The organism is Glycomyces tenuis DSM 44171 (genome assembly GCF_000427885.1).
In the GTDB taxonomy this organism is placed as follows: domain Bacteria; phylum Actinomycetota; class Actinomycetes; order Mycobacteriales; family Micromonosporaceae; genus Glycomyces; species Glycomyces tenuis.
This window is the reverse complement of sequence record NZ_ATYW01000004.1, coordinates 204495-230071: the sequence shown is the minus strand read 5'-3', so window position 1 is coordinate 230071 and position 25577 is coordinate 204495. Positions and strand designations below refer to the sequence as shown.

The 25577-nt window shown below is 71.7% G+C and carries 23 protein-coding genes, 2 tRNA genes and 2 pseudogenes; 11 read left to right on the top strand and 16 right to left on the bottom strand.

All coding sequences use genetic code 11. The annotated features are described in order from the left end of the window. Window positions 1-78 precede the first annotated feature (78 nt). From YWW_RS0108175 to YWW_RS0108165, 3 genes are read right to left on the bottom strand one after another with little or no spacing between them, the layout of a single operon-like run. A complete protein-coding gene (locus YWW_RS0108175) occupies window positions 79-1101 on the bottom strand; it encodes a glycosyltransferase family 9 protein (RefSeq protein ID WP_026929746.1) in 1023 nt (340 codons plus the stop codon). After that, window positions 1098-2576: an HAD-IIIA family hydrolase gene (locus YWW_RS0108170; RefSeq protein ID WP_026929745.1), complete on the bottom strand. Its 1479-nt coding sequence runs from the start codon at window positions 2574-2576 to the stop codon at window positions 1098-1100. Before YWW_RS0108170 ends, YWW_RS0108175 begins: the two co-directional genes overlap by 4 nt. Further along, window positions 2573-4210: a carbamoyltransferase family protein gene (locus tag YWW_RS0108165; protein ID WP_026929744.1), complete on the bottom strand. Its 1638-nt coding sequence runs from the start codon at window positions 4208-4210 to the stop codon at window positions 2573-2575. Before YWW_RS0108165 ends, YWW_RS0108170 begins: the two co-directional genes overlap by 4 nt. 153 nt (window positions 4211-4363) lie before the next feature. Between YWW_RS0108165 and YWW_RS0108160 the strand changes: the two genes are divergently transcribed. After that, window positions 4364-5254 (top strand): glycosyltransferase family 2 protein, encoded by an 891-nt coding sequence (locus tag YWW_RS0108160; protein ID WP_026929743.1) that lies wholly within the window; start codon window positions 4364-4366, stop codon window positions 5252-5254. 9 nt (window positions 5255-5263) lie between these two features. Here YWW_RS0108160 and YWW_RS0108155 read toward each other — a convergent pair whose 3' ends face one another. The 4 genes from YWW_RS0108155 to YWW_RS0108145 are packed head-to-tail and all read right to left on the bottom strand — an operon-like array spanning window position 5264 to window position 8278. Continuing rightward, on the bottom strand, window positions 5264-6445 hold the full coding sequence (locus YWW_RS0108155) for a glycosyltransferase (protein ID WP_026929742.1): 1182 nt from the start codon (window positions 6443-6445) through the stop codon (window positions 5264-5266). A gap of 17 nt (window positions 6446-6462) precedes the next feature. Further along, window positions 6463-7437, bottom strand: coding sequence for a glycosyltransferase (locus YWW_RS0108150; RefSeq protein ID WP_026929741.1), 975 nt, complete (start codon window positions 7435-7437; stop codon window positions 6463-6465). Next, on the bottom strand, window positions 7434-7559 hold the full coding sequence (locus tag YWW_RS37715) for a hypothetical protein (RefSeq protein ID WP_281170984.1): 126 nt from the start codon (window positions 7557-7559) through the stop codon (window positions 7434-7436). Before YWW_RS37715 ends, YWW_RS0108150 begins: the two co-directional genes overlap by 4 nt. A gap of 29 nt (window positions 7560-7588) precedes the next feature. Next, window positions 7589-8278 (bottom strand): O-methyltransferase, encoded by a 690-nt coding sequence (locus YWW_RS0108145; RefSeq protein ID WP_026929740.1) that lies wholly within the window; start codon window positions 8276-8278, stop codon window positions 7589-7591. Window positions 8279-8690: 412 nt separating this feature from the next. Here YWW_RS0108145 and YWW_RS29025 point away from each other — a divergent pair. Next, window positions 8691-9116, top strand: a pseudogene (locus YWW_RS29025) (SsgA family sporulation/cell division regulator); the annotation flags it as partial. A 194-nt stretch (window positions 9117-9310) separates the two neighbouring features. On the opposite strand, the gene YWW_RS0108135 reads toward YWW_RS29025, so the two are convergent. The 5 genes and pseudogenes from YWW_RS0108135 to YWW_RS37710 form a co-directional block, all read right to left on the bottom strand. Next, window positions 9311-10495 (bottom strand): acetate/propionate family kinase, encoded by a 1185-nt coding sequence (locus YWW_RS0108135; RefSeq protein ID WP_026929739.1) that lies wholly within the window; start codon window positions 10493-10495, stop codon window positions 9311-9313. After that, window positions 10492-12633, bottom strand: a complete 2142-nt coding sequence (pta, locus tag YWW_RS29020; protein ID WP_035696385.1) for a phosphate acetyltransferase — start codon at window positions 12631-12633, stop codon at window positions 10492-10494. The genes YWW_RS0108135 and pta overlap by 4 nt, the downstream gene beginning before the upstream one ends. 92 nt (window positions 12634-12725) lie before the next feature. Continuing rightward, the gene (locus YWW_RS0108125; protein ID WP_026929738.1) at window positions 12726-13865 is read right to left on the bottom strand and encodes a citrate synthase/methylcitrate synthase; all 1140 of its coding nucleotides are present in this window, start codon (window positions 13863-13865) and stop codon (window positions 12726-12728) included. A gap of 336 nt (window positions 13866-14201) precedes the next feature. After that, a pseudogene (locus tag YWW_RS36825) lies at window positions 14202-15068 on the bottom strand (RNA-guided endonuclease InsQ/TnpB family protein); the annotation flags it as partial. A 15-nt stretch (window positions 15069-15083) separates the two neighbouring features. Continuing rightward, the gene (locus tag YWW_RS37710; RefSeq protein ID WP_281170983.1) at window positions 15084-15362 is read right to left on the bottom strand and encodes a helix-turn-helix domain-containing protein; all 279 of its coding nucleotides are present in this window, start codon (window positions 15360-15362) and stop codon (window positions 15084-15086) included. Window positions 15363-15478: 116 nt separating this feature from the next. Between YWW_RS37710 and YWW_RS35795 the strand changes: the two genes are divergently transcribed. The 3 genes from YWW_RS35795 to YWW_RS0108105 all read left to right on the top strand — a co-directional run bounded on the left by YWW_RS35795 (window position 15479) and on the right by YWW_RS0108105 (window position 18050). Then, window positions 15479-15661: a hypothetical protein gene (locus tag YWW_RS35795; RefSeq protein WP_155830018.1), complete on the top strand. Its 183-nt coding sequence runs from the start codon at window positions 15479-15481 to the stop codon at window positions 15659-15661. A 149-nt stretch (window positions 15662-15810) separates the two neighbouring features. Further along, window positions 15811-17280 carry an MFS transporter gene (locus tag YWW_RS29010; RefSeq protein WP_035704225.1) on the top strand — a complete coding sequence of 490 codons (1470 nt, stop codon included), beginning with the start codon at window positions 15811-15813 and terminating at the stop codon, window positions 17278-17280. A 128-nt stretch (window positions 17281-17408) separates the two neighbouring features. Further along, window positions 17409-18050 (top strand): TetR/AcrR family transcriptional regulator, encoded by a 642-nt coding sequence (locus YWW_RS0108105; protein WP_026929737.1) that lies wholly within the window; start codon window positions 17409-17411, stop codon window positions 18048-18050. Between the two features lie 47 nt (window positions 18051-18097). On the opposite strand, the gene YWW_RS0108100 is transcribed toward YWW_RS0108105, so the two are convergent. From YWW_RS0108100 to YWW_RS0108090, 3 genes are all read right to left on the bottom strand, one after another. Further along, window positions 18098-18195: transfer RNA gene (locus YWW_RS0108100), tRNA-Gly, on the bottom strand. Between the two features lie 73 nt (window positions 18196-18268). Next, window positions 18269-18341 (bottom strand) — tRNA-Gly (locus tag YWW_RS0108095). Between the two features lie 47 nt (window positions 18342-18388). Beyond that, on the bottom strand, window positions 18389-19072 hold the full coding sequence (locus YWW_RS0108090; RefSeq protein WP_026929736.1) for a GNAT family N-acetyltransferase: 684 nt from the start codon (window positions 19070-19072) through the stop codon (window positions 18389-18391). Window positions 19073-19180: 108 nt separating this feature from the next. Between YWW_RS0108090 and YWW_RS0108085 the strand changes: the two genes are divergently transcribed. From YWW_RS0108085 to YWW_RS0108070, 4 genes are all read left to right on the top strand, one after another. Then, entirely contained in the window at window positions 19181-19516 is a 336-nt protein-coding gene (locus YWW_RS0108085; protein ID WP_155830016.1) for an ArsR/SmtB family transcription factor, read from the top strand. Beyond that, on the top strand, window positions 19516-19761 hold the full coding sequence (locus tag YWW_RS0108080; protein ID WP_026929734.1) for a hypothetical protein: 246 nt from the start codon (window positions 19516-19518) through the stop codon (window positions 19759-19761). Before YWW_RS0108085 ends, YWW_RS0108080 begins: the two co-directional genes overlap by 1 nt. A 142-nt stretch (window positions 19762-19903) precedes the next feature. Next, a complete protein-coding gene (locus YWW_RS0108075; RefSeq protein ID WP_026929733.1) occupies window positions 19904-22285 on the top strand; it encodes a phosphoketolase family protein in 2382 nt (793 codons plus the stop codon). A gap of 115 nt (window positions 22286-22400) precedes the next feature. Continuing rightward, on the top strand, window positions 22401-22874 hold the full coding sequence (locus YWW_RS0108070; RefSeq protein WP_026929732.1) for a DUF4188 domain-containing protein: 474 nt from the start codon (window positions 22401-22403) through the stop codon (window positions 22872-22874). 6 nt (window positions 22875-22880) lie between these two features. Here the strand turns inward: YWW_RS0108070 and YWW_RS29005 are convergent, their stop codons facing one another. Next, a complete protein-coding gene (locus tag YWW_RS29005) occupies window positions 22881-23855 on the bottom strand; it encodes a phosphotransferase family protein (RefSeq protein ID WP_051325517.1) in 975 nt (324 codons plus the stop codon). A 119-nt stretch (window positions 23856-23974) separates the two neighbouring features. Here YWW_RS29005 and YWW_RS0108060 point away from each other — a divergent pair, with 119 nt between their 5' ends. Both YWW_RS0108060 and YWW_RS0108055 read left to right on the top strand, forming a co-directional pair. Next, a complete protein-coding gene (locus YWW_RS0108060; RefSeq protein ID WP_245595378.1) occupies window positions 23975-24910 on the top strand; it encodes a bifunctional helix-turn-helix transcriptional regulator/GNAT family N-acetyltransferase in 936 nt (311 codons plus the stop codon). A gap of 79 nt (window positions 24911-24989) precedes the next feature. After that, window positions 24990-25463, top strand: coding sequence for an Hsp20/alpha crystallin family protein (locus YWW_RS0108055; protein WP_035696390.1), 474 nt, complete (start codon window positions 24990-24992; stop codon window positions 25461-25463). Window positions 25464-25577: the final 114 nt, after the last annotated feature.

Sequence of the window (25577 nt, the reverse complement as noted above, 5' to 3'; positions counted from 1 at the left end):
CCGAGTCGGCGCCAGTGCTGCTCGGCGTTGCACGTGTCGGTCATGTTGTCCCTTCCTCTCTTCGTCGTCGGGCGGTGCTCAGGTTTCGACCGGGGCGGCCATGAGCGATTCGGCGGCCGCGAGGACGGTCTGGGGCGCCACCGTCTCGAGGCACGGGTGCCGGGTGACGGGGCAGTGCCGGGCCCGGGTGCCGCGGCACGGGGCGTGCTGGTCGCCGAGGAGCACGTGCGGCACCCGGTAGGGCCGCCACTGCTCCGCCGGGACGACGGGCGCGAAGAGGCTGACCACGGGGGTGGCGACGGCGGCCGCGAGGTGGGCGGCGCCGGTGTTGGGGGCGACGACGGCGTCGGCGCGGGCGATGACGGCGGCAAGGACATCCAGTGTGGTCAGTCCGCCGAGGTCGGTGGCGCGGCCGTGCGCGACGGCGGCGGTGAGGGGCCGCTCGGGGCCCGATCCGGTGACGACGACCGGGTGCCCGGCGTCGCAGAGCGCGTCGACGGCGGCGGCCAGGCGCGGCACGGACATGCGCCGCGCGGGGGCCGAGGCGCCGGGGTGGACGACGATGTAGCGCTCGGGCAGGCCGAGGTGGCCGGTGTCGGGCAGCGGCTCGGTGAGGGCCAGGCGGCCGTCGTCGCCTTCGGGCAGGCGGTACCCGGCCGCGCCCGCGAGGCTGAGCGCGCGTTCGGCTTCGGGGAGGGCGCCGGGGACGCGGTGGCGCAGGTCGAGCAGGGCGCCGGGGTAGTCCTCGCTGATCGCGCCGATCCACGGGAGGCCCGCGAGGCGCAGCAGCATCGCCGTCGGCAGCGGCGACTGGTGGAAGGAGGTGAGGATGAGCGCGGCGTCGAAGCGGCGGCGCGCGATGTCGCCGCGGATCGCGTCGATGTCGTCGCCGGTGACCGGCGGCGGTTCGGGGTCGATCCACGGCGCGCACCAGGTGAGGGTGTCCTCGGTGCCCGGCAGGAGCGCCGCGGCGGCGGCCCCCCGCGGTCCGGCGAGGACGGTGACCGAGGCGCCGGAGGCGGCGACGGCCCGCACGCACGGACCGGCGAGCAGGACGTCGCCGATGCTGTCCTGCCTGACGATGAGGACGCGGCCGCTCATGCGATGTCCCCCAACGCCAGGTTGACCGCCTCGCACAGGTCGGCGGCGACGGTGGCGCGGCGGCGGGCCATGGCGGTCTCGCTCGGCCGTGTGGCGTCGGTGGGCACCAGGATCGCCCGCGCGCCGGCGGCGAGGGCGGCGGTGACGTCGGCGCCGGTGTCGCCGATCATGACGCACTGTTCGGGGCGGGCGCCGAGCTTCGCGGCGGCGGCGGCGATCATGCCGGGCGCGGGCTTGCGGCACCGGCAGCCGTCCTCGGCGGTGTGCGGGCAGACCTTCCACACGCCGAAGGGCCCGAGGAGTTCGTCGACGCGGCGGTTGACCTCGCTCAGCTCGGCGTGGGTGATGAGGCCTTTGGCGATGCCGGACTGGTTGGTGACGACGCCGACGAGGACCTGGGCGGCCCGCAGGCGCCGCATGGCGATCTCGGCGCCGGGCATGGGCCGGACCTTCTCGGCGTCGGAGAGGTAGGGGCCGTCGGCGATGAGCGTGTCGTCGCGGTCGAACAGGACCGCGTCGGGCCGCGGCGCGGGCCGGTGCCGCAGGGCGCCGACCGCGCTCCAGAAGGTCGCCACGGGCGGGATGAGGGCGCTGGAGAGCGCCATGTCGGCGAGCTCGGCGGGGGTGCGCGGGCCGGGGGCCATGCGGTTCGCGGCGAAGCGGGCGGTCTGGACGCCCCATGCCGCGGCGGCGGCCGGGGCCCATCGGCGGCCTCGCAGCGCCCCGAGGGCCGCGGCGGTGCCGAGCGCGGTGGTCGCGAGGTGGCTGAGGAATCTGGCGGGCCTCTCGCCGGCGCGCTGGCGCCAGGTGTAGCCGTGCTTGGCCCGCATGAGGGCGTTGTCGGCGTTGCCGATCTGGTCGCGGACGCTCGCGAGGAAGCCTCGGTCTCGCGCCGGGTGGCGGGAGAGGCGCGCGCCGAGGCCGAGGCGCCAGCCGGCGTCCACGACCCGCAGCGCCAGGTCGGAGTCCTCGCGGAAGGCGCGGGTGAAGCGCTCGTCGAAACCGGAGACGGCCTGGAGGACCTCCCGCCGGTAGGCCATGTCGGCGGTGATCCAGCGGGACTCGGCGAGCGCGGCGGTGCCGCGTTCGGCGTCGGTGGCCCTTCTGTCGCCGGGAAGGGGCACCTCGATGCGGCCCTGGGAGGCGGCGTCGTCGTCGCCGAGCGGCGCGAGGTCGGCTTCGAGGTCGGCGAGCCAGGTGGAGGAGGGGATGACGTCGTCGTCGAGGAAGGCCGCCCATTCGGTGTCGGCGGCCCGCCAGCCGACGTTGCGGGCCGCGGCCGGGCCGCGGCCGTGGGATCGCATGACCTCGCAGGGGAAGGGGAGGTCCGGCAGGTCGAGCGGCGCTGGCCGGGGCCGGTCGTCGACGACGATCACCCGCCGGGGTGCGGGGCCCTCGGCGGCGGCCAGGGCGAGCAGCAGCGTGCGCAGGCTCGGCCTCACGACCGTGGGCACGACGACGGTGACGGTGCTCATCGGCGCCTCACGGTGAACGGGCCGATGGCGAGCAGGTCGATCGGCGCCGAGCCGAGGCATTCGAGGGCGTCCCTCGGGTGGTCGACCATGGGCCGGCCGGCGGTGTTGAAGCTGGTGTTGACCACGGCGGGCAGGCCGGTGCGGCGTTCGAAGCCGGCGAGCATCGCGGCCAGCAGCGGGTGGTCGGCGCGGTCGACGGTCTGGATGCGGGCGGTCCCGTCGACGTGGGTGACCGCGGGCAGGCGGCCTTGCCAGGCCGGGTCGACGTCGTGGACGAACAGCATGTACGGCGAGGGGATCGGGCCGCGCGCGAAGACCTCCGGCGCCCGCTCGGCGAGCACCATCGGGGCGATCGGGCGGAACGACTCGCGGCCTTTGACGGCGTTGAGCCGTTCGAGGTTCTCCTCGCGGCCGGGGTGGGCGAGCAGGGATCGCTGGCCGAGGGCGCGGGGCCCGTATTCGGCGCGGCCTTGGAACCAGCCGACGATCTCGTCGGCCGCCAGGGCGGCGGCGACGACGTCGGCGAGGTCGTCGGGGCGTTCGTAGAGCAAGCCGGCGCGGGTGAGCTCGGCCTCGATCGCCTCGTCGCTCCAGCCGCGTCCGAGCGCGGCGGTGCGCATCGGCTCGGGATCGTCGCCCAGTTCGGCGGCGATGTGGAGGGCGGCGCCCAGGGCGGTGCCGGCGTCGCCGGCGGCGGGCTGGACCCAGATGCGTTCGAAGGGGCCCTCGTCGTGCAGGCGGGTGTTGGCGACGCAGTTGAGGGCGACGCCGCCTGCGAGGGCGAGATTGGAGGCGCCGGTGCGCCGGTGCGTCCAGCGGGCCAGGTCGAGCAGGACCTCCTCGACGCGGCGCTGCACGCTCGCGGCGAGGTCGGCGTGGGCGGCGGTCGGTTCGGCGTCGGGCTCGCGGCGCGGCGCGAAGCGGTCCCAGTCGATCGGCTCGGTGCGGAATCCGCCGTCGCCGGTGGCGTGGACGGCCTCGGACAGCTCGGGCTCGAAGCGCGGCGTCCCGTAGGAGGCGAGGGCCATGACCTTGTATTCGTCGCTGGATCGGGCGAATCCAAGGTGCGCGGTGACGTCCTCGTAGAGCAGGCCGAGGGAGTGCGGGAGCCCTTGGGAGGCCAGTTCGACGAGCTTGCCGTCGATGTACTGCCCGGTGAGGTGGGAGGCGCATTCGCCACGGCCGTCGGCGACGATGACGGCGCAGTCGGAGGCGGCGGCCGCGAACGGGGCGGCCAGCGCCGCCGAGGCGGCGTGCGCCACGTGGTGCCGCACGAACACCACTTTGGACGCGTCGAGGCCGGGCAGGGCGGTGCTCAGGAACAGCGGCGCCCGCCTGGCGTAGGTGGTGCGCAGCGGCTCCCACTGCGGGTCGAGGCCCTGGCCTTCGTGGTCGACCGCGTCGGGGTCGTAGGCGTAGGCCACCGCGTCGAGCTCGCCGACGTCCACGCCGCCTTCGGCCAGGCACCAGGCCATGGCCTGGTCGGGCAGTTCCCAGGCGGCGAACGGGACGGGCCGTTTGCCGTGCTTGCGGCGGCTGAACCGCTCCTCCTCGGCCGCGGCGACGATCATCCCGTCGACGACCAGGGCCGCCGATGAGTCGTGGAAGACCGCGTTGACACCCAGAACCTTCACTTCAGCCCCCCGAGTTCACCGGACTCGCAAGATCGCGCGTCGCTTCGGTAGGCGGTAGCTACCCTGTGCCTTCGCTCGTAAACATCGGCCAGTTGAGAGCCGTTACGGCGATCGCGCAGGTGTGCGGGGCCGCGATCGGGGTATCCGCTTCTCATGTTCGACGAACGGACCAGTGTCGTGATCGCCACCAGGAATCGAGCGACCGAACTCAAGCGCAGCATTGTGGAGCTGTTGTCCTTGGATCCGACGCCGCAGGTGTTCGTGGTCGACAACGCCTCGACCGACGACACCGCGCCGCAGATGCGCGCTCTGGCCGCCGGCTGCCCGCACGTGCACTACCGTCGCCTGCGCGGCAACGAGGGCGCCGCGGCCAGGAACGTGGGCGTCCGCGCCGTCACGACCCCGTACGTCGCCTTCGCGGACGACGACTCGTGGTGGGAGCGCGGCGCGCTGACGCGGGCCGCCGACCTCCTCGACGCCCATCCGCGGCTCGGCCTGGTGGCCGCCCGCGCCCTCGTCGGCGACGAGGCCCGCCCCGACCCGTTCAACGAGGCTCTGGCGCGCGGCGCGCTCGGCACTCCTGAGGGGATGCCCGGTCCGGCCGTGCTCGGCTTCCTCGCCTGCGCCGCCGTCGTCCGCCGCTCGGCGTACGTCGAGGCGGGCGGCTTCAGCGACGCGCTGCATTCCTACGGCGAGGAGCAGCTGCTCGCCTACGATCTGGCCGCCCTCGGTTGGCGGCTGTGCTACGCCGAGGACGTCATCGCCCGCCACCAGCCTTCTGCGGAGCGCCCCGACACCGCGTGGCGCCGCGCCCGCGAGATGCGCAACGCCGCCCTCACCTCCTGGCACCGCAGGCCGCTCGGGGTGTGCCTGCGCGACACCAGGTCCCTGGCGGCGGCGGCACTGCGGGACCGGAGCGCCGCCACCGCGCTGGCCGAGCTGCTCGCCCGGCTTCCGGCGGTGCTGGCCAGGCGCCGGCGCCTCCCGGCGGAGCTCGAGGCCGCGATCGAGCGGCTGGAGACGGCGGAGGCGGCGCCGCGGTGAGGGCGAGGGTCAGGCGGCGGCGAGCTCGTACGCCTTGATCGTCTCGGCGGCGATCGCGTCCCAGGAGTAGAGCGCGCACGCCCGCATCCGCCCCGCCCGGCCGGTGCGGCGCAGCAGCTCCGGATCCTCCAGATAGGGCCGGACGGCCGCGGCGACCGCCTGCGGGGTGGCGTCGGGGACGAGTGCGCCGGTGACGCCGTCGTCGACGGAGTCCTTCATGCCGCCGACCGCGCCGGCCACGACGGGCACGCCGCACGCCATCGCCTCGAGCGGCACGATCCCGAACGGCTCGTACCAGGGCGTGCAGACCACCGCGTCGGCCGAGCGGAACTGCGCGGGCATCTCCTCGTGCGGGATGCGGCCGGGCATGCGCACCCGGTCCGAGACGCCGGTCTCCTCGGCGACGCGGCGCAGCCGCCGCGCCTCCGGGTCGCCCTCCACCGGGCCTTCGGCCGGTCCCCCGGCGACGAGCAGTTCGGTGCCCGGCAGGTCCCGGAGCGCCTTGATCGTCGTGTCGAGGCCCTTGCGGGGGACGAGCCTGCCGGCGGCGAGGACGCGGTGGCGCCCCTCGCGCCCGGCGGCCGGGCCGACCGGCGTGAAGTGCTCGAGGTCCACTCCGCACGGGATGACGGCGACCTTGTCCTCGGGGACGTCCATGTCGGCGAGTTCGGCGAGCTCGTCGCGGCAGGTGGCGATGACGCCCGCGCACCGCGCGCCGATGTCGCGTTCGAGCCGGACGCGGGCGGGCGGGCTGGTGTCCGCCTCGCCCTGGTGGCGGCGCTTGACCGTGCCGAGCGCGTGGTAGGTCTGCACGACCGGCAGCTCGGCGGCGTCGGCGGCCCACAGCGCGGCCAGCCCGGACATCCAGAAGTGCGCGTGCACGATGTCGGGCGGCTCGGCGGCCCACGCATCCCGCAGCCGCTGGGCGAACCCGCCCATGTGCGGCAGCAGGCGGTCCTTGGGGACGCGCTCGGGCGGGCCGGCCTCGACGTGGACGACCTCGTAGCCGTCGGGCGCCTCGGCGCGCTCGGGGGGCTCGGGCCGATCGCGCCGCGTGTACACCGAGACCGCGTGGCCCTGCCGCGTCAGCGCGGCGGCCAACTGGGCGACGTGGACGTTCTGGCCGCCCGCGTCCTCCCCGCCCATGGCGGCGAGGGGGCTGGCGTGCTCGGACACCATTGCGATCTTCATGTCGCCTCCTCGGTTGCTCACGCGGCGAGCTCCGCCAGCAGCGCGTCCCACCGCCGCAGGAAGTCGCCGAGGCCGAAGTTGGCCAGCGCGTACTCGCGCGCCGCCTTGCCCGCCGCGACGGCCTGCTCGCGGTCTCTCATCAGCTCGCGCACCCCGGCCACCAGCGTCGCCGTGTCGCAGGAGACGACGCCGACGTCCTGCGGGAACGAGGCGGCCCCGGTGGCGGCGACGACGGCCACGGGCATGGCCAGGTGCATCGCCTCCAGCAGCGACAACCCGAGGGAGGTCCAGCGGGCCGGGTGCACGTAGACGCGGCGCCGGGCCATCTCCCGATGCAGCTCGCCGAGGGGGAGGTCGGGACCGCCGAGCAGTTCGAACCGGCCCTCTTGGGCGTCGATCCGCATCTGCTCGGCTCTGATCCCGAAGACGTCGATCGGGGCGGCGGTGCGGAAGCGGGGCAGCAGGTCGGCCCCGGCGACGCGGCCGCGGCGCACCGGCTCGTTGATGACGGCGACGGCCCGGTCGAGCTCTCCTTGGTAGAGCGGGCCGGGGTCGACGACGCCGTGGGCGATGACGGTGGTCGGCGCTTCGCCGCAGTCCCACATGAGCCGATTGAACTCGGTGACGTGGACGACGGTGATGTCGCCGCGGTCGGCCAGGACGTGCTCGGTGGTGGCCGCGCCGCGGTGCGGCGTGTTGTGCTGGACGTACACCGCGGGCACGTCGACGCCGGGGATGCGGCCCAGCCAGCGCTCGGCCAGCTCGATCTCCTCGGGGCGCTGGAGCACCACGACGTCGACCTCGGTCTCGCGCAGTTCGGCGGCGGGGACCTCGACGGCGTTCGGCGGCCAGGGCCTGCCGGCCCGGCCCAGGCCCCACGGGCCGCGGTCGGGGAGCGTCGGCAGGAGGTACTCGTGGCCGCCCTGGACGAAGGAGTGCTGCCAGGAGCCGTGGACGTGCCAGGACAGCACGCGGAGCCGCTCGGCGCTCACGGCGCGCCGCCGCGGTCGAAGGGACGGCCGCGGGCGCGGCCGAGCGCCGCGGCGTTCTCTACAGTGGAGATACCGGGGCGCTCACCGCCGATCGGCGTCCTGGGACGGCTGGAGCTTCGCATGAGGCCGCTGTACCCAGAACGCGGCGCCGTCAACCGTCGGCGGGCGCCCTCTCGTCGCGCACGCGGGCGATCGACAGGCCGTCGTAGCCCTTGACGCCGACGGTCTGCATGACGGTGCCCTCCAGGCGCGGATCCGCGGCCACCGCCTCGAGGTAGGCGCGCACGCCCTGCACGTTGGCATCCCGGCTGAGCCCGTCGGCCACCGCTCCGCCGCGCACCACGTTGTCGGCGACGATGAGGCTTCCCGGCCGCGTCAGCCTGAGGGCCCAGTCCAGGTAGAGCGGGTAGCCGGCCTTGTCGGCGTCGATGAACACCATGTCGAACGGCTCGGGCCGCTCCTCGGCGAGCTTCGGCAGGCTCTCGGCGGCGAGGCCCACCCGGATCTCGACGGTGCCGACCAGTCCGGCGCGGGCGACGTTGCCGCTGGCGACCTCGGCGTGCCTGGGACTGGCCTCGAGACTGATGAGGTGGCCGCCCTCGGGCAGGGCCCTGGCCATCCAGATGGCGCTGTAGCCGCCGAGCGTCCCGATCTCGAGCACGCGCCGGGCGCCTTGGACCTTCGCCAGCAGGTACAGCAGCTTGCCTTGGGCGGCCGAGACCTGGATCGGCGGCAGGCCCGCCCGGTCGCTCGAGGCGACCGCTCCGGTGAGGGCGTCGTCCTCTCCGATGAGGAGCGAGTCGAGGAACGCGTCGACCTCGGTCCACTGCGCTTGGCCCATGGGTGCCCCTTCCGCGAAGTTCCGGTCGTTATCGGGAAACGCTATCACCCGCGCTTCGGCGGCGGCCGCCGCCGAAGCGCCGCGACCTCCGGTGCGGACACCGCGTTCGGCGGGCCCCGCCGAACGCGGGCAGGTTTCGGCGGCGGCGGGAAATGGTACCCCTAAAGCGTGAACAACGGCGTTGTAATTACCGGATGGACGGAAAACCAACAATAGTCTTTTGTAGGTTTTTGCCCCCGTATCACCAGAACGCGCCGGGGTCGGTCTTGCCGATCGCCGTACGGCGCAACGGCTTGAATGATAGACCTGAACCACGACATGTTCACCGCCGTGGATCCTGATCGGCATCGGCGGGCGGGAGCAGGAATGCCGGCGACTTCGGGGAGTCCGCCGCACACTGGGGGGTATCGCTATGAGCATGGCACGATCGGCGACGGTCGACATCGGCACGACCATGCGACTCGTCGCACCCGACTTCGCGACCGTCAGCGTGCGCGCGAGCCTGCGCTACGACCCGGACGACCCGTACGCCGTCTGCGTCATGTTCCACCCCGACGGCTCCGACGCCGACCAGGTGGCGTGGTCCTTCTCGCGGGAGCTCCTCGCGAAAGGGCTGGAGGAGCCCACCGGCATCGGGGACGTGCGGGTCTGGCCGTGGACGACGCCGAGGGGCGAGTCGATCGCGCTGGCGCTCTCCTCCCCGGACGGGAACGCCCTGTTCGAGATCAACCGGGCGGTCGTGCAGCGGTTCCTCAGACGGGCGTACAGCCTGGTGCCGCGGGGCCGCGAATCGGCGCATGTGGACCTGGACTCCACGTTGACGAAGCTGCTCGCCGGAGGGGTGTTAACGCGGCGAGGACGGATTGAAGGGGGCGGACCGGGGAACCGGCCGCCCCTTCGCATGTCCGGGCGGCGCGGGGCGGCACCGCTCGGTCGGGCGGCGTTCGCTCCCGCGGAGCGGTGTCCGGCCCGGCGCGGCCGCACCGGGCCTCGCCTCGCGAGGACGCCGCCTCCTTCCGGCCGGACCCCGCTCTAGGATCGCAGCAGGGACGCGGTCTGGGCGGCGATCTCGCCCTCCTCGTCGGTCGGGACGACCATGGCCGTGATGAGCGAGTCCGAGGTCGAGATGATCGGCCCGCCGGCCTGGTTGGCGCTCTCGTCGAGCTTCACGCCGAGGGCCGTCAGCGGCTCCAGCGCCCTCGCCCGGACCTCGGCGCTGTTCTCCCCCACCCCGGCGGTGAACGCGATGGCGTCGGCGCCTCCGAGCGCGGCGATGTAGGAGCCGATGTACTTCCTGAGCCGGTAGCAGTAGATCTCGAGCGCGAGCTCCGCGGCCCGGTCCCCGGAGCGGGCGGCCCGGTCGATCCCCCGCATGTCGATCACGCCGGTCATCGCGAGCATCCCCGAGCGCTTGTTCAGGGCCTCGTCGAGCTCGTCGAAGGACGCGCCGGTGCTCCGGTGCATGTGGAAGACGATCGCCGGGTCGATGTCGCCCGAGCGCGTGCCCATGACCAGCCCTTCGAGCGGGGTGAGGCCCATCGAGGTGTCGATCGAGCGGCCCCGCTCGACGGCGGTGATCGACGCCCCGTTGCCGAGGTGCGCGACGATCACGTTGACCTGCTTGGGGTCCTTGCCGAGCATCTCGGCGGCCTTGCGGGAGACGTAGGCGTGCGAGGTGCCGTGGAAGCCGTACCGGCGCACCCCGTGCCGCTTGCGCCACTCCTCGGGGACGGCGTACACGTGGGCGCGTTCGGGCATGGTCGTGTGGAAGGCGGTGTCGAACACCGCGACCTGCGGCAGCTCGGGGAACAGCCGCCGCGCCACCCGGATGCCTTCGAGGTTGCCGGGGTTGTGCAGCGGCGCGAGCACGGCGAGCTCCTCGATCGCGTCCACGACCTCGTCGTCGATCACGACCGGCTGCACGAAGCGCTCGCCGCCGTGGACGACGCGGTGGGCGACGGCGATGAGCCCGGCGTCCGACAGCGGCGTCCCGAACTCCTCGCAGGCGCGCACCATCGCCTCGAGTCCGGCGGCGTGGTCGGCCACGTGCTCGTTCCAGACCCGCTTGCCGTCGTCGGTCGTGTGCGTGACGACCGATTCGGACTGTCCGATCCGCTCGATGACGCCGGAGGTCGACGCTTCCTCGGTGTCGCCGTCGACCAGCTGGTACTTGATCGACGACGAGCCGCAGTTGATCACCAGGACCGGTGCGCTCATTGCTGTCCTTCCGCTTGTGGCGAGGGTTGGGGGGCGTCGGCCCGGCTGTCCGCTTGGATGGCGGTGAGCGCGACGGTGTTGACGATGTCGGGGACGGTGGCGCCTCGCGAGAGGTCGTTGACGGGTCTGCGCAGCCCTTGGAGGACCGGGCCGACGGCGATCGCGCCGGCCGAGCGCTGCACGGCCTTGTAGAGGTTGTTGCCGGTGTTGAGGTCGGGGACGATGAAGACCGTGGCCTTCCCGGCCACCTCGGAGTCGGGGGCCTTGGTGCCCGCGACGCCCGCGTCGGCGGCGGCGTCGTACTGGATCGGGCCGTCGACCGGCAGGCCGGGGCGGCGGGAGCGGACGATCTCGGTGGCCTCGCGGACCTTCTCGACCGCTTCGCCGCTGCCCGAGCTGCCGGTGGAGTACGACAGCATCGCCACGCGCGGCTCCACGCCGAACTCGGCGGCGGTGGCGGCCGAGGACAGCGCGATGTCGGCGAGCTGGGCGGCGTCGGGCTCGGGGTTGACCGCGCAGTCGCCGTAGACGAGGACGCGGTCCTCCAGGCACATGAAGAAGACCGAGGAGACCACGGCGACGCCAGGCTTGGTCTTGATGATCTCGAAGGAGGGCCGGATGGTGTGCGCGGTGGTGTGGACGGCGCCGGAGACCATGCCGTCGGCCATGCCGGTGTGGACCATCATGGTGCCGAAATAGGACACGTCGGCGACGGTGTCGTAGGCGGCGTCGACGGTGACGCCCTTGTGGGCGCGCAGGCGCGCGTACTCCTCGGCGAAGCGCTCGCGGATCTCGTGGTCGCCGGGGTTGAGCACCTTCACGGCGCTGATGTCGACGCCCAATTGCGCCGCTTGCGAACGGATTTCGGATTCCTCGCCGAGCAGGGTGAGGCGGGCGACGTCGCGTCGCGCGAGGATCTCGGCGGCCTTGATGATGCGCGGCTCGGTCCCTTCTGGGAGCACGATGTGCTTGTCGAGGCGCTTGGCGCGCCCGAGCATGGAGTGCTCGAACATGATCGGGGTGACCACGGTCGACTTCGACAGGCGCAGGCGGTCGAGCAGTTCGTCGCCGTCGACGCCCGCGGCGAAGGCCTCCAGGGCCAGCGCGGCCTTGCGCTCGCCGCCGGAGGCCAGCGAGCCGGTGACGTCGCCGACGAGGTTGGCCATGTCGAAGGTGTCGTGCTGGACGAGGGCGATCGGCAGGCGCGAGTCGAGCCCGGCGACGATGTCGAGGACCTGCGGGGCGGGGCGGATGCCGCCGGTGAGGAAGACGGCCGACAGGCTCGGGGCGCCCTCGGCCTGGTGGGCGGCGAGCAGGCCGAGCAGGACCTCGGAGCGGTCGCCGGGGAGGATGACGGCCTTGTCGTCGGCCAGGCGCAGCAGGAGGTTGGGGAGGGTCATGGCGGCGACGACCACGTCGCCGACGGTCCTGGTGAGGACCTCGGGGTCGCCGGAGATGAGCGTCGCTCCGGCCGCCTCGACGAGTTCGGCGACGGTGGGGGCGCCCAGGGCCGGGTCCTCGGCGATGACACCGGTGCCGGGGTGGGCGGCGCGGACCTCCTCGACGTCGGCGGGGTCGACACGGTTGACGACGGTGCCCAGGACGGTGGCGTGGTCGGCCTCGGCCTGGGCGACGCCGAAGCGCAGCGCGGCGTCGATGTCGGCCGGGCTCTGCCGGTAGCCGGTGATGACCAGGAGCATGGGCGCGGCGAGGTTGACCGCGACGCGCGTGTTGAAGGTGAACTCGACCGAGGCGCCCACATCGGAGTAGTCGCTGCCGACCACGAGCACGACCTCGTGGGCGTCGGCCAGCGCGTGGTAGCGGTCGACGATGCGGGAGAGGGCCTCCTCGGCGTCGGCGCGGACGTCGGAGTAGGTGACGCCGACGGCGCTCTCGTAGGTCTGGGCGAGCCGGTAGTGCCCGCGGAGAAGGGTGATGACGGGGTCGCCGACGGCCGGCGGGGCCTCGAGGCCGTTCGGGACGGCGGGGGTCGGCGGGCGGGCGTGCTCGTCGCGGACGATCGGCCGGAAGACGGCCACGGAGCCCGCCCGCTTGGTGAGCAGGTCCATGACGCCGAAGGCGACGCCGGACTTGCCGCTGTTGGTGTCAAGGCTTGCGAGATAGAGACTTTGAGCCACGGATTCAACGCTATCCATCCGGTGGGCGCCGCGCAGGCGATCTGCGCGGCGGCTCACCTGTGACCTTGCCTGGGACCGAGACGCGGTGGCGCCTACGGGTGGACGACCGGGACGGGCTGCGGCGGCGGTGGGCCGACGTAGCGGGCGCGGGGCCGGATGATCTTCGAATCGTGGGCCTGCTCAAGGATGTTGGCGCTCCAGCCGACGACGCGGCTGGTGGTGAAGGTCGGCGTGAACATCTCGCGGGGGACCCCGGCGAGCTCCATGACGACGCCGGCGTAGAACTCCACGTTCGTGTAGAGGCTGCGGCCGGGCTTGACCTCGGCGAGGATCTCGACGACGCGGCGCTCGACGGTCTTGGCGAAGTCGACGATGTCGCCGTCGAGTCCGGTGGCGACGTCCCTCAGGTGGTTCGAGCGCGGGTCCTCGGTCTTGTAGACGTTGTGGCCGAAGCCCATGATGCGGCGCCCGGACTCGAGTTCGGTGCGGATCCAGTTGTCGATGTTGTCGACCGAGCCGATGGCGTCGAGCGCGTCGAGGGCGCGGGACGGGGCGCCGCCGTGGAGCGGGCCGGAGAGCGCGCCGACGCCGCCGACCAGCGCCGCGCCGAGGTCGGCCCCGGTGGAGGCGATGACGCGGCTGGTGAAGGTGGAGGCGTTGAAGCCGTGGTCGATGGTGAGGATCAGGTAGTGCTCGATGGCGCGGGCGTTCTCCTCGGTGGGCACTTCGCCGGTCATCATGTACAGGTAGTTGGCGGCGTAGCCGAGGTCCTCGCGCGGCTGGAGCGGCTCGGCCCCCTGGCCGATCCTCCACATGGCGGTGAGGATCGCGGGGGTCACCGCGGAGGCGTAGAGGGCGTCGTCGCGGCGGGCCTCGTCGTCGATGTCGAGCAGCGGGCGCATGGGGCGCGCGGCGCAGGCGGCCGACAGGGCGGTGCGGAGCCCGTCGAGCGGTGAGGCGCCTTTGAGGTGCGGCAGGAGCTCGGCCAGCTGCGGGGTGAGCCTGCGGTAGGGGGCCACGGTGGCCTTGAAGTCGGCGAGCTGCCCGTCGTCGGGCAGCTCGCCGTGGATCATGAGGTGCCAGACCTGCTCGAAGGAGCAGTGCTCGGCGAGCTCGACGGCGTTGTACTGGCGGTAGTGGTAGAAGCCCTCTTCGCCTCGGACGTCGCCGATCTCGGTGTCGGCGACGATGACGCGGTCAAGGCCTCGGGGAACTTCGATGAATTCGGTCATGTGGTCCTCCCGACCATGGCGAAGCTTGCGAGCCGTGCATGGGCACGTCCTGTTCCGGACCGGTGCTCGCGGCCGAAGAGTAGTGCCATGGCCGCCGGGTGTCGCCACAGCGGTGGGGGGCTGTGTCACCTCTCATGCGAAACCGGCCTGTCTGGCACGATATCAACAGACGGTTGCCCCCTGACGTGATTGGTCTGCCATTTGACTTCCTCCACCCGCCTGAAGGCGGCGAATTCCCGGCTTGCGGTCCGCGCGTGGCGTCCCGGCTACGGGTGGGTTCCTGTTTCGACGGGCCGCGCCGGGTCTCCCCGGTCTCACCGGCCCTCCGCAGGCGTTTCAGGTGTCCGCGTGTCCCGCGGCCACCAGGCGCCGGCCTTCGCGCCTGATGTCGATCTCGGCATTCGCGTCCCGGTCGTGGAACGCCCCGCACTCCCACCGACGGATACCGAGACCGTCGAGTCCCTTGGGTCCGGTCAGGGCACCGCACGCCGAACACAGGCGAGTGGACGGGAAGTATCGGTCGATCTTCACGAACGTGCGCCCCGCACGTCGGGTCTTGGCTTCAAGCCGGGACAGGAACATCCCGAATGCCGCGTCCTGCACCGACTTGGCCATGCGGGACTTCGCCGGCCCTGCCACATGCAGCTCTTCGACGTAGAGAGCTCGGTTCTCGCTCACCAGTGCCTTGACCTGCTTGTTCAGCCAATCGTCCCGCTGGTTCCTGGCCTTCTCGTGAAGACGCGCAAGAGCCGGCCGCGCCTTCTGGCGGTTCTTGCCGCCTCGCTGCCTGCGCGAGAGCGACCGCCGTGCCTTCTTCAGCCTCCGTTCCATCGTGCGCAAGAACTTCGGCGACTCGATCACCTTGCCGCCGCGCAGCACCGCGAACGACTTGAGACCGAGATCGATCCCGGTCTCCGCGTCGGGGTCGCCAAGCGGTTCGAGCAATTCCGCGCCATCGTCGACCGCGACGACGAACGACGCGTAATACTTCCCGGTGACGGTCTTGACGACCGTCACACTGGAGGGCTCGGCGGGCAGTTCCCGGGACCAGGCCACCTTGAGGTCACCGACTTTCGCCACGTACAGGCGGCCGTTGCCTTTGAGACGGAACCCGCGCCTGGTGTACTCGGCCGTCTGCGTGCCCGACCGGCGCTTGAATCGTGGCGGCCCCGCCCTCGCACCCCGGCGCCTGCCGGACCGGGAATCGAAGAAGTTCCGCTACGCCCGGTCGCGGTGTCGCAGCGTCTGTTGCAACGGCACCACCGACACCTCGCCGAGCCAGGCCCGCTCGGGGGTCTGCTTCGCGTCCGTGATCAAGGACTTGGCGAGCGCGACCGCGGAAGGGCACTTCGCTCCGGCCTCGTGCGCGGCCCCGCGCGCGGCCACGGCGTCGTTGTAGACCGTCCGAACACACCCGAACGCCCTCGCCAACGCCTGACGCTGAGGACGGGTCGGGTAGATCCGAAAGGAATACCGAAGATGCACGACAACGACCATATCCGTCGGGTACGACACTCGACCGACTCCCAATCCCGCTTCGCGGGACCACGAGCGGGCGACCACCCACGTTTCCTCCCCGCCTTGAAAGACGGGGTTTCCACGCGGAGGGGCCGATGAACGAAGGTTTGAACGCCGCTCCCGGTGTGGCGGTAGGAGTCCTGCTCATCATCGCGGCCATCATGTGGTTCTCCCCCGGGGCGCGGCACAAGTTCCGCCGCGCGACGCTGTGGCTGGTGATCGCCGCGGTCGCGATGATCATCATCTTCGGTTACCTGGGTTCGGGCGAGCAGAGCTGATCTCCGGGCGGCCTCTGGACCGCCCGGACCTCGGTCTTCGATCCGCGGTGGGATGTTTCAGTCCTTGAATGGAACGGATCATTCCGGTCTGTTATAATGGAATCAAACGTTCCGTTCCGATGGATTCGGACCAGACCCCGGAGGCGTCCATGACAGCCACGCTCGAAGCCGACCCCGTCGCGACAGCGGCGGCCCCGCCCGAGGAGGGCACCGCGAGCCGTTTCCCCCGCCGCTGGTGGGGCCTGGCCGCGCTCCTCGCCGCGACTCTGCTCAACCTCCTCGACGCCTCGATCGTCAACGTCGCGGCCCCCTCGATCCGCGCCGAACTCGGCGGCACCGCCGCCACCATCCAGTGGCTCGCCGCCGGATACACCCTCGCGCTCGCGATCGGCCTGCTCACCGGCGGCCGCCTCGGCGACATGTTCGGCCGCAAGCGGGTGCTCATGGTCGGCCTGGTCGGATTCCTCGCGGCCTCCCTCGCGTGCGGGGCGGCCCAGTCGATCGAGGTGCTGCTCGCCTCGCGGGCCGTCCAGGGCGCGTTCGCGGCGATCATGGTCCCGCAGTGCTTCGGACTCATCCGGGACATGTTCGGGCGCGAGCTCGGCAAGGCCTACGCGGTCTTCGGCCCGCTCATCGGGCTCGCCTCGATCGGCGGCCCCGTCGTGGCCGGGCTGCTCGTCGACGCCGACCTCTTCGGCACCGGCTGGCGCTCGATCTTCCTGATGAACCTGCCGCTGGGCCTGGCCGCGCTCGTCTTGGGCGCCAAGGTGCTGCCCGCCGGGGCCCCGAGCCTCAAGGGACTGCGGCTCGACCTGGGCGGCGCGCTCGTGGCCGCCACGGGGATGTGCCTGCTGCTGGTGCCGCTCGTCGAGGGCCGCGAGCTGGGCTGGCCCGCGTGGACGGCGGCGATGCTCGTGGCCTCGGTCCCGGTCCTGGGCCTGTTCGCCCTCGGCCAGCTCCGGCGCTCGCGTTCGGGCAAGACCGCGCTCATCGAGCTGAGCGTCTTCACCAAGCGCTCCTACACCTCGGGCATCGCGTTCGTGGTCGTCTTCTTCGGGGCCGTGACCGGCTTCTCCCTGGCCGTGGGCCTGTTCCTCCAGCTCGGGCTGGGCTTCAGCCCGCTGAAGGCCAGCCTGGCGATGGCCGCCTGGGCGGTCGGCGCGTTCATCGGCTCCGGCGCCAGCGCGGGTCTCGCGCCGAGGCTCGGCCGGAAGATCCTCCACGTCGGGCTGGCGGGGATGGCGATCGGCCTCGCGGTGCTGTACCTCCAGTTCGGTGCCGGCTCGGCACCGGGCCCGTGGGCGCTGTCCCCGGCGCTGCTGGTGTACGGGATCGGCATGGGCATGATCTTCGTGCCGCTGTTCGGGATCATCGTCGGCGACCTGGAGGACCACGAGATCGGTTCGGCTTCGGGCCTGCTCGAGTCGTTCCAGCAGGGGGCCGCGGCCCTCGGGGTCGCCGGTCTTGGGACGATCTTCTTCGGCCGGTTCACGATCGGCGGCGGCGAGGCCGAGGCGATGTCGGCGGCGCAGACGATCACCGGCGTCACGATCGCACTGACCGCGGTGGCCTTCGCGGTGGTCTTCGGGCTGCCGAAGCGGGCCCGCGAGGAGCGGTAGCGCGATCGCCTCTGGCGTGCCGCGGGCCCGTACGGGCCCGCGGCGCGCTCGGTGAGCTTGCGGACCGTACATCGGCACGGCCGTACCAGTTTCAGAACAAAATACTCTGTTCCGGTTAGGATGTGCTCATGAACGACAAGCCGCTCAGCGGGCGAAAGGCCCAGGCCGCCCGCAACGACAAGCTCATTCTCGAAGCCGCCCGCGAGGTGTTCGTGGCCGATCCCGAGGCGCCGATCGCCGAGGTCGCCAAGTTGGCGGGCGTCGGGATCAGCGCCCTGTACCGGCGGTATCCGAGCAAGGAGGACCTGCTGCGCAAGCTGTGCGGTGACGGGCTGGCGCGGTACACGGAGCTGGTCCGCGAGGCGCTGGAGTCCGAGGGGGACCTGTGGGGGGCGTTCCGCGAGTTCCTGCGGAAGGTCGTGGTGGCCGACACGCCGTCGATCACGGTGCGGCTGGCCGGGACGTTCACGCCGACGTCGGACATGTTCGAGGCGGCGGTGGCGGCCGACGAGCTCAACCGGGCGCTGCTCGCGCGGGTCAAGGACGCCGGGGTGCTGCGCGAGGACGTCGAGAACGGGGATCTGGCGCTGGTCACCGAGTCGGTCTCCTCGATCAGCCTCGGGGACGCCGAGCGGACGCGGGAACTGCGGCTGCGCGCGCTGGAGCTGTACTTGGAGGCGCTGCGCGCACCGGGAGCGGGGCCGCTGCCGAGCTCGGCGCCGAGCGAGGAGGAGATGGGCGCCCGGTGGGTGCCGAAGCAGGCGAAGTGAGAACGAAAAAGAGCGGCACCCGGTCGGGTGCCGCTCTTTTTCGTTTGAGCGGACGACCGGGATCGAACCGGCGACCTACACCTTGGCAAGGTGTCGCACCAGCACGAAGTGCTGCAAACGGCACCGCCAACTGCGCTACGGCCGCCCCGAGCACACCATCCACGGCCGACACGCGAAAAGCCCGGCGACACCGCCGGGCTTTCCTTCACATTCGATTGAGCGGACGACCGGGATCGAACCGGCGACCTACACCTTGGCAAGGTGTCGCGCTACCAACTGCGCTACGTCCGCACCTCGTCGGCGTATCGCCGCGAGCGATTCATACTCTAGCGCACGGTTCAATCCTCGTTCAGGGGGCCTTCGGGGTCCTTCTCCTCGGCCATGCCGAGCATCTCGAGGACATCCTCGTCGAGCCCTTCGATCGCGACCTCGTGGCGGCGGTTCGCCTCCCAGTCCTCGCGGCTGAGCCGCCAGCGCCAGTCGAGGCGCCGTTCGCCTTGGACGATGTGGTACTCGACGCCGTCGCCCTTGTAGCCGAGCCTGCGCGAGACCCCGGCCGATGCCTCGTTGCCGTCGAAGGAGGCGCTGGTGGCCCAGTCGGCGCCGAGGCCGGCGAAGGCGAAGTGGAGGACGGCGGCGCGCATCTCGGTGCCGAGGCCCTTGCCCTGGTAGGCGAGCCCCATCCACGAGCCGGTGGAGACCTCGCGCGAGAGGGCGAACTGCTTGCCGCCGAGCTCTTGGATGCCGATGGGCTCCCCCTCGTGGAAGACCGTGAAGGGGATCTGCCAGTCGTCGTTCGCCCAGCGGCCGATGACCCTGTGGCACCACAGCGCGACGCTGCGGCCCCGCCCCTCGGGCGTGGTGTCGGTCCAGGGGAAGAGGAAGGGCATGAAGTCGGGGTCGTGGATGCCGTCAGCGGCGGCGTCGGCCAGCCTGCCGAGCTCCTCGAGGTCGGGCAGGCGCAACTCGAGACGTTCAGTGCGGAGCCGAAGCTTGTAGATCGGAAGGTGGTCGCTGAGCATGATCCGATTCTCATCGTGGTGAGCCTCACCGGCAAACGAATTACCCGAAGTTGACTGCACGTCCTGACACATGTAAGAATTTCCTTACATATGAGAAGGATGGTTGACATGGACTCGGAGGACCCGACGGGCGCGGAGGTGCTGGCGATCTTCTCGGCCCTGGCGAACCCGCACCGCCTGCGCATCCTCGGCGCCCTCGCGGACGGCAGGCAGTACGTGAGCCTGCTGGCCCGGCAGCTCGGCATGAGCCGTCCGCTGCTCCACATGCACCTGCAGAAGCTCCAGACCGCCGGCCTCGTGTCGGGCGAGCTGGAATTGTCCGAGGACGGCAAGGCCGTCAAGTACTTCGAGACGACGCCGTTCTCGATGCACGTCACGCCGCAAGCCATCAAAGCAATCGTGCCGACTCTGCCCGAGCCGGCCGACCGAAAGGAAACCGACTGATGTCCGCCGCAAACGCCGGAATGCTCTTCGTCTTCGGCTTCGGCCTCCTGGTCACCGCCATCGTCATCGCCGGAATCATCTACGCGGCCAGCTCCGCGAAGGCGAAGTCCTCGGCCGCCCGCGAGGCCAACTACCGCGAACTGGCCGAGAAGGCCAACATGGACGCCGTCGAGATCAAGGCCTCGCTGGCGGAGATCAAGGGCCGGGTGTCCACGATCGAGCGGATGCTCAAAGAGGTCGACTGACCATCGCCGCGGCGGCCGGGTCGGAGCCGGTGCGGGCTCCGCTCCCCCACCGGTCTCCGCCTCGCTCCGACCGACACCCGCAAGGGCGAGGAATTCTTGCGAACCGCCTATTTCACGCGGCGAATGCGGCAGTCTCGGAGCCATGGGCATCACTGAGACGACACAGCGGACAAGTCCCCTGCCGGCCGACGAGCTCGATCGGATCGACGCCTACTGGCGGGCCGCGAACTACCTGACCGTCGGCCAGATCTACCTCCTCGACAATCCGCTCCTTCGCGAGCCCCTGCGCCGCGAGCACATCAAGCCGCGCCTGCTCGGCCACTGGGGCACCAGCCCCGGCCTGAGCCTGATATACGCCCACCTCAACCGGTGCATCAAGGCTCGGGACCTCGACATGATCTACGTGACCGGCCCCGGCCACGGCGGGCCCGCGATCGTCGCGAACACGTGGCTGGAGGGCACCTATCCCGAGCTGTACCCCTCGGCGGGCCACTCCGAGGAGGGCCTGCGGCGCCTGTTCCGCCAGTTCTCCTTCCCCGGCGGCATCCCCTCGCACTGCGCGCCCGAGGTGCCGGGCTCGATCCACGAGGGAGGCGAGCTGGGGTACTCGCTCTCGCACGCCTACGGCGCCGCCTTCGACAATCCCGATCTGACGGTCGCGTGCGTCATCGGCGACGGCGAGGCCGAGACGGGGCCGCTGGCCGGCTCGTGGATGTCGAACGTGTACCTCAATCCCGTCTCGGACGGGACCGTCCTGCCGATCCTGCACCTCAACGGCTACAAGATCGCCAACCCGACCATGCTCGCCCGCATCCCGGACGAGGACCGCATGTCGTTCCTCCGCGGCGTCGGCCACGAGCCGTTCCTGGTGGAGGGCGACGATCCGAGGGCCGTGCACCGGGAGCTGGCGGCCACGCTGGACCTGTGCTTCGACCGGATCGCCGAGATCCGCGCCGAGGCCCGCCGGAACCCGGTCGCCCCGCCGCGGCCGCGCTGGCCGATGATCGTGCTGCGCACCCCGAAGGGCTGGACGGGGCCGGCCGAGGTCGACGGCGTGCCGGTCGAGGGCACGTGGCGGGCGCACCAGGTGCCGCTGGCCGAGGTGCGCGACAACCCCGAGCACCTGGCCGCGCTGGAGGAGTGGATGCGGTCCTACCGGCCGGAGGAGCTGTTCGACGCCACCGGCACGCCGGTCCCCGAGCTGCTGGAGCTGCCCCCTCGCGGCGAGGCCAGGATGAGCGCGAACCCGCACGCGAACGGCGGGCTGCTGCTGCGGAACCTGATCCTGCCGGACTACCGCGACTACGGCGTCGAGGTCGAGGGGCACGGCCGGACGGTCGGCGAGGCGACCAAGGCGCTCGGCGGGTGGCTGCGGGACGTCATCGCCGCCAACCCGGACCGGTTCCGCCTGTTCGGGCCCGACGAGGTCGCCTCGAACCGGCTGGGCGCCACGCTGGAGGTCACCGACCGGCAGTACGAGGTCGAGCTGTACCCGACCGACGAGGGGCAGGCGCCGCACGGGCGGGTCATGGAGGTCCTCTCGGAGCACCTGTGCGAGGGCTGGCTGGAGGGGTACCTGCTGACCGGGCGGCACGGCCTGTTCACGTCCTACGAGGCGTTCATCCACATCGTCGACTCGATGTTCAACCAGCACGCGAAGTGGCTGGAGTCGACGGACGAGATCTCCTGGCGGCGGCCGATCGCCTCGCTGAACTACCTGCTGTCGAGCCACGTGTGGCGCCAGGACCACAACGGATTCTCGCACCAGGACCCGGGGTTCATCGACCTGGTCATGAACAAGAAGGCCGACGTGGTGCGGGTCTACCTGCCGCCGGACGCCAACACACTCCTGTCCACGATGGATCACTGCCTGCGCTCGAAGCAGTACGTCAACGTGGTCGTGGCCGGCAAGCAGCCGGCGCTCCAGTACACGGGCATGGACGAGGCGGTGCGCCACTGCGAACGGGGCCTGGGCATCTGGGAGTGGGCCTCGAGCGACGACGGCCGCTCGCCCGACGTGGTGCTGGCCTGCGCCGGGGACATCCCGACCCTGGAGGTGCTCGCCGCGGCCGACCTGCTGCGCGCGCACCTGCCGGAGCTGAAGGTGCGGGTGGTCAACGTGGTGGACCTGATGCGGCTCCAGCCCGACACCGAGCACCCGCACGGCCTGGGCGACCGGCAGTTCGACACGGTCTTCACCAGGGACAGGCCGGTCCTGTTCGCCTACCACGGCTATCCGATGCTCATCCACCGGCTGACGTACCGGCGCGCCAACCACGGGAACATCCACGTGCGCGGATACAAGGAGGAGGGCACCACGACCACGCCGTTCGACATGGTCATGCTCAACGACCTCGACCGGTACCGCCTGGTCATGGACGTCATCGACCGCGTGCCGGGCCTGGGCCAGAACGCGGCCGGGCTGCGGCAGCGGATGGTCGACGCCCGCCACGCCGCCCGCGAGCACACGCGGGTCCACGGCACCGACGCCCCCGAGGTGGCCGAGTGGTCGTGGCGGCACTAGAGAAACCACTGTGGACTGACAGAGCGGATCGGCTCCGAGACCGTATGGCACGAGACGAACGCATGTCGTTAACCTTGGAGGGAGGTGTCCCGCGCTCCCCCTTGGAGGTCCGCACGTGGCGAAAGTCCATCCCGGCCGTGTGGTCGTCGACTACGACGAGGACCTCGTCGTCTTCACGGTCGGCGTGCGCGTCAACAAGATCTGGAAGGTCCGCAAGTGGTGGCCGGTGCTCTCGGCCCTGCGGCCGATGCTGCGCGAGCTCGCCGCCGACCCGTCGCTGGGGCTGCTGGACTCGCGGGTCATGGTCGGCGGGAGGGTCATCATGGTCGTCCAGTACTGGCGCAGCGCCGACCATCTCGAGCGGTACGCCCACGGCCGGGAGTACGCCCACCGCGGCTTCTGGAAGTGGTTCAACGGGGCGGTCAAGGACGACGGCGACGTCGGGCTGTGGCACGAGCTGTACAGGGTCGAGGCCGGCGAGTACGAGACCTCGTACGTCAACATGCCGCCGTACGGGCTGGCGAGGGCCACGGCCGACAGGCCGGCGGGGCGCACCGACCCCGACGACCACGATCACGACCACGCCTGAGCGGCGTCAGGACTCCAGCAGGGGCAGGTCTCTGACGAGGTTCGCGGTCGCCCAACCGTACTGCTCGGCGCTCTGCGCGGCGTCGAAGCCGCGCACGTCGCACTCGGCGGCGAGGATCAGCCACAGGTAGACCTGGTACAGGGTCAGCCGCCGCCGCTCGTCGTCGGTCAGCTCGCGCCCGAGGTAGCCGTCGAGGACGGCCTCGTTCTCGGCGGGCTCGTTGAAGCTCAGCGAGACCAGCTCGGCCAGCGGGTCGCCGTAGAGCGCGCGCTCGCCGTCGATGAACCCCTGGACACGCCAGCCGTCCTCGCCGGGCTCGACGAAGACGTTGCCGTCCCACAGGTCGAAGTGGAGCAGGACGGGGCGTTCGACCGTGTCGAGCAGCGGCCGGTGCGAGGCGATGAGCTCGCGGATCTCGGCGACGGGGCGCGGCAGCACGGTGCCGAACTCCTCGATGTCGGCGACGATGTCGTCGATGATGGACAGGAACGACTCGCCCCAGCTGTCCGACCTGGTGCGCCCGTGGCCGCGCGTGTACCCGAAGTACTCGCCTTCGATCGTGTTGACGCGGGCGCCGAGGGCGCCGAGCTCGCGGCGCAGCGCGAGCTTCTCGGCCTCGCTCATCCGCTTCTTGGCCTCGGGGAGCCGGACGCCGTCGAGGCGGTCCATGATCATGACGCCCGCGGCGGCGTCGGTGTGCCACAGCCGGGGCAGGGGGACGTCCACCGAGGCGGCGCGCTCGAAGAACTCGATCTCGGCGGTCATGAGGTCTTCCTCGTAGCGCAGCACCTTGACGCCGCGCTCGGGGGCGACCTTGACGACCAGGCGGCGCCCGTCGGCGAGGTCGACGCCGTGGGCGGCGTTGAAGTACCCGTCGGTGAACTCCTCGTGGGCGGTCACCTCGGCATCGGCTCCGAGCCGGTCGCGGATGAGCGCCTCGACGTCGGCGCGGCTGAGTTTGGGGCGTACGGCTACTTCCATGGAGCTCATTGTTTCGATTTGGGAGCGCTTTCGCAAGAGGCTTTTCTTGTGCGACGCCGACGAGCGGGCATATGATTGACCGAGTCAAGCATTTTCTCGGAGTCCCCTCTGGAGCGATCGTGGACAAGCCGCCGTCCGACGAGCACATCGACGCCGTCCGTTCCTTCAACCGCTTCTACACCAACACCATCGGCGTCCTCGGCGACCACCTCCTCGACAGCCCCTACACGCTCACCGAGGTCCGGGTGCTGTTCGAGCTGGCCCACCGGGACGGCCCCGACGCCACCGAGCTGCGCCGCGCGCTCGGCCTGGACGCGGGCTACCTCAGCCGCATCCTCGCCCGCTTCGACCGCGAGGGCCTGATCGAACGCCGGCCGTATGAGCGGGACCGCCGCCGCCGGATCCTCGACCTGACCGGCCGGGGCCGCGAGGTCTTCGCCGACCTCGACCGACGCTCCTCACGGCAGGTCGCCGAGCTCCTGGCGGGCCTGGAGCCGGAGCGGCGGCGGCGCGTCGTCGAGGCCATGCGGCTCATCCGATCCGAGCTCGACGCCGAGCGCGAGCCGGGCCCGCCCGTGCTGCGGCCCCTGCGCCCCGGCGACCTGGGCTGGGTCGTCTGGAGCCAGGGCGCCGGATACGCCGGGCAGTTCGGCTGGAACGAGGAGTACGAGGCACTCGTCGCGAGGATCGCGGCCGATTTCGCCGCGGGCCGCGACCGCGAGCGCGAGGCCGGGTGGATCGCCGAGCTCGACGGCAGGCCGGCCGGCTCGGTCTTCTGCGTCAGGGCCGACGCGACCACGGCGAAGCTCCGCCTGCTGTGGGTCGAGCCCGAGGCGCGCGGCCGCGGCGTGGGCGCGGCGCTGGTGCGCCGCTGCGTCGGCTTCGCGCGGGAGGCGGGCTACGAGTCGATGGTCCTGTGGACGGTGAGCATGCTGCTCTCGGCCAGGCGGCTGTACGAGGACGCGGGCTTCGCCCTCGAGACCGAGGAGCCGGTCCGCATGTTCGGGCACGAGCTGGTCGCGCAGACCTGGAGACTGAAGCTCAAAGAGCGGTGATGCATGCCACTGTTGAAATAATCCGCGGGCGCCGGTCGTCTTATCTGTCGTTAGCACTCTCAAGGCTCGAGTGCTAATCATGAGGAAGGAGACCACCGCCATGATCGTTCGCTACCAGCACCCCTTTACGGCGTTCCGGCACTTCGACAGGGAGTTCGAGCGCCTGGTGCGCCTGGGCTTCGGCCGAGGGGCCACGCAGTACTCGCCGCAGGCCGACGTGTACACCGAGGGCTCGGACGCGGTCATCACCGTCGCCGTCCCGGGCGTCGCCGCCGAGGACGTCTCGGTCTCGCTCGAGGGCCGGCGTCTGTCGGTCACCGCCGAGCGCCGCGAGCGCGAGGCGGCCGAGGGCGACCGCTACCTAGTCCGCGGCCTCACCGCCGGAAAGTTCCGCCGCGAGTTCACCGTCCCGGAGGGCACGGAGGCCTCGCAGGTGAGCGCCGAGCTCTCCGACGGGCTGCTGACCGTCCGCGTCGCGGGCGCCGTCAAGCCGAAGCCGGAGGCGCAGGAGATCCCCGTGGCCGACGGCAAGGCCGCCGTCGAGGCCGAGTAATCGAACACGCACGCGAGCGGCGCCCGGGGCGCGATGCCCCGGGCGTCCAGCGGTACGCGGCATCCTGCCGACGCCGGCGAACGGCCCGAGCTGGAGACGGTCCGGGTCGCGCGC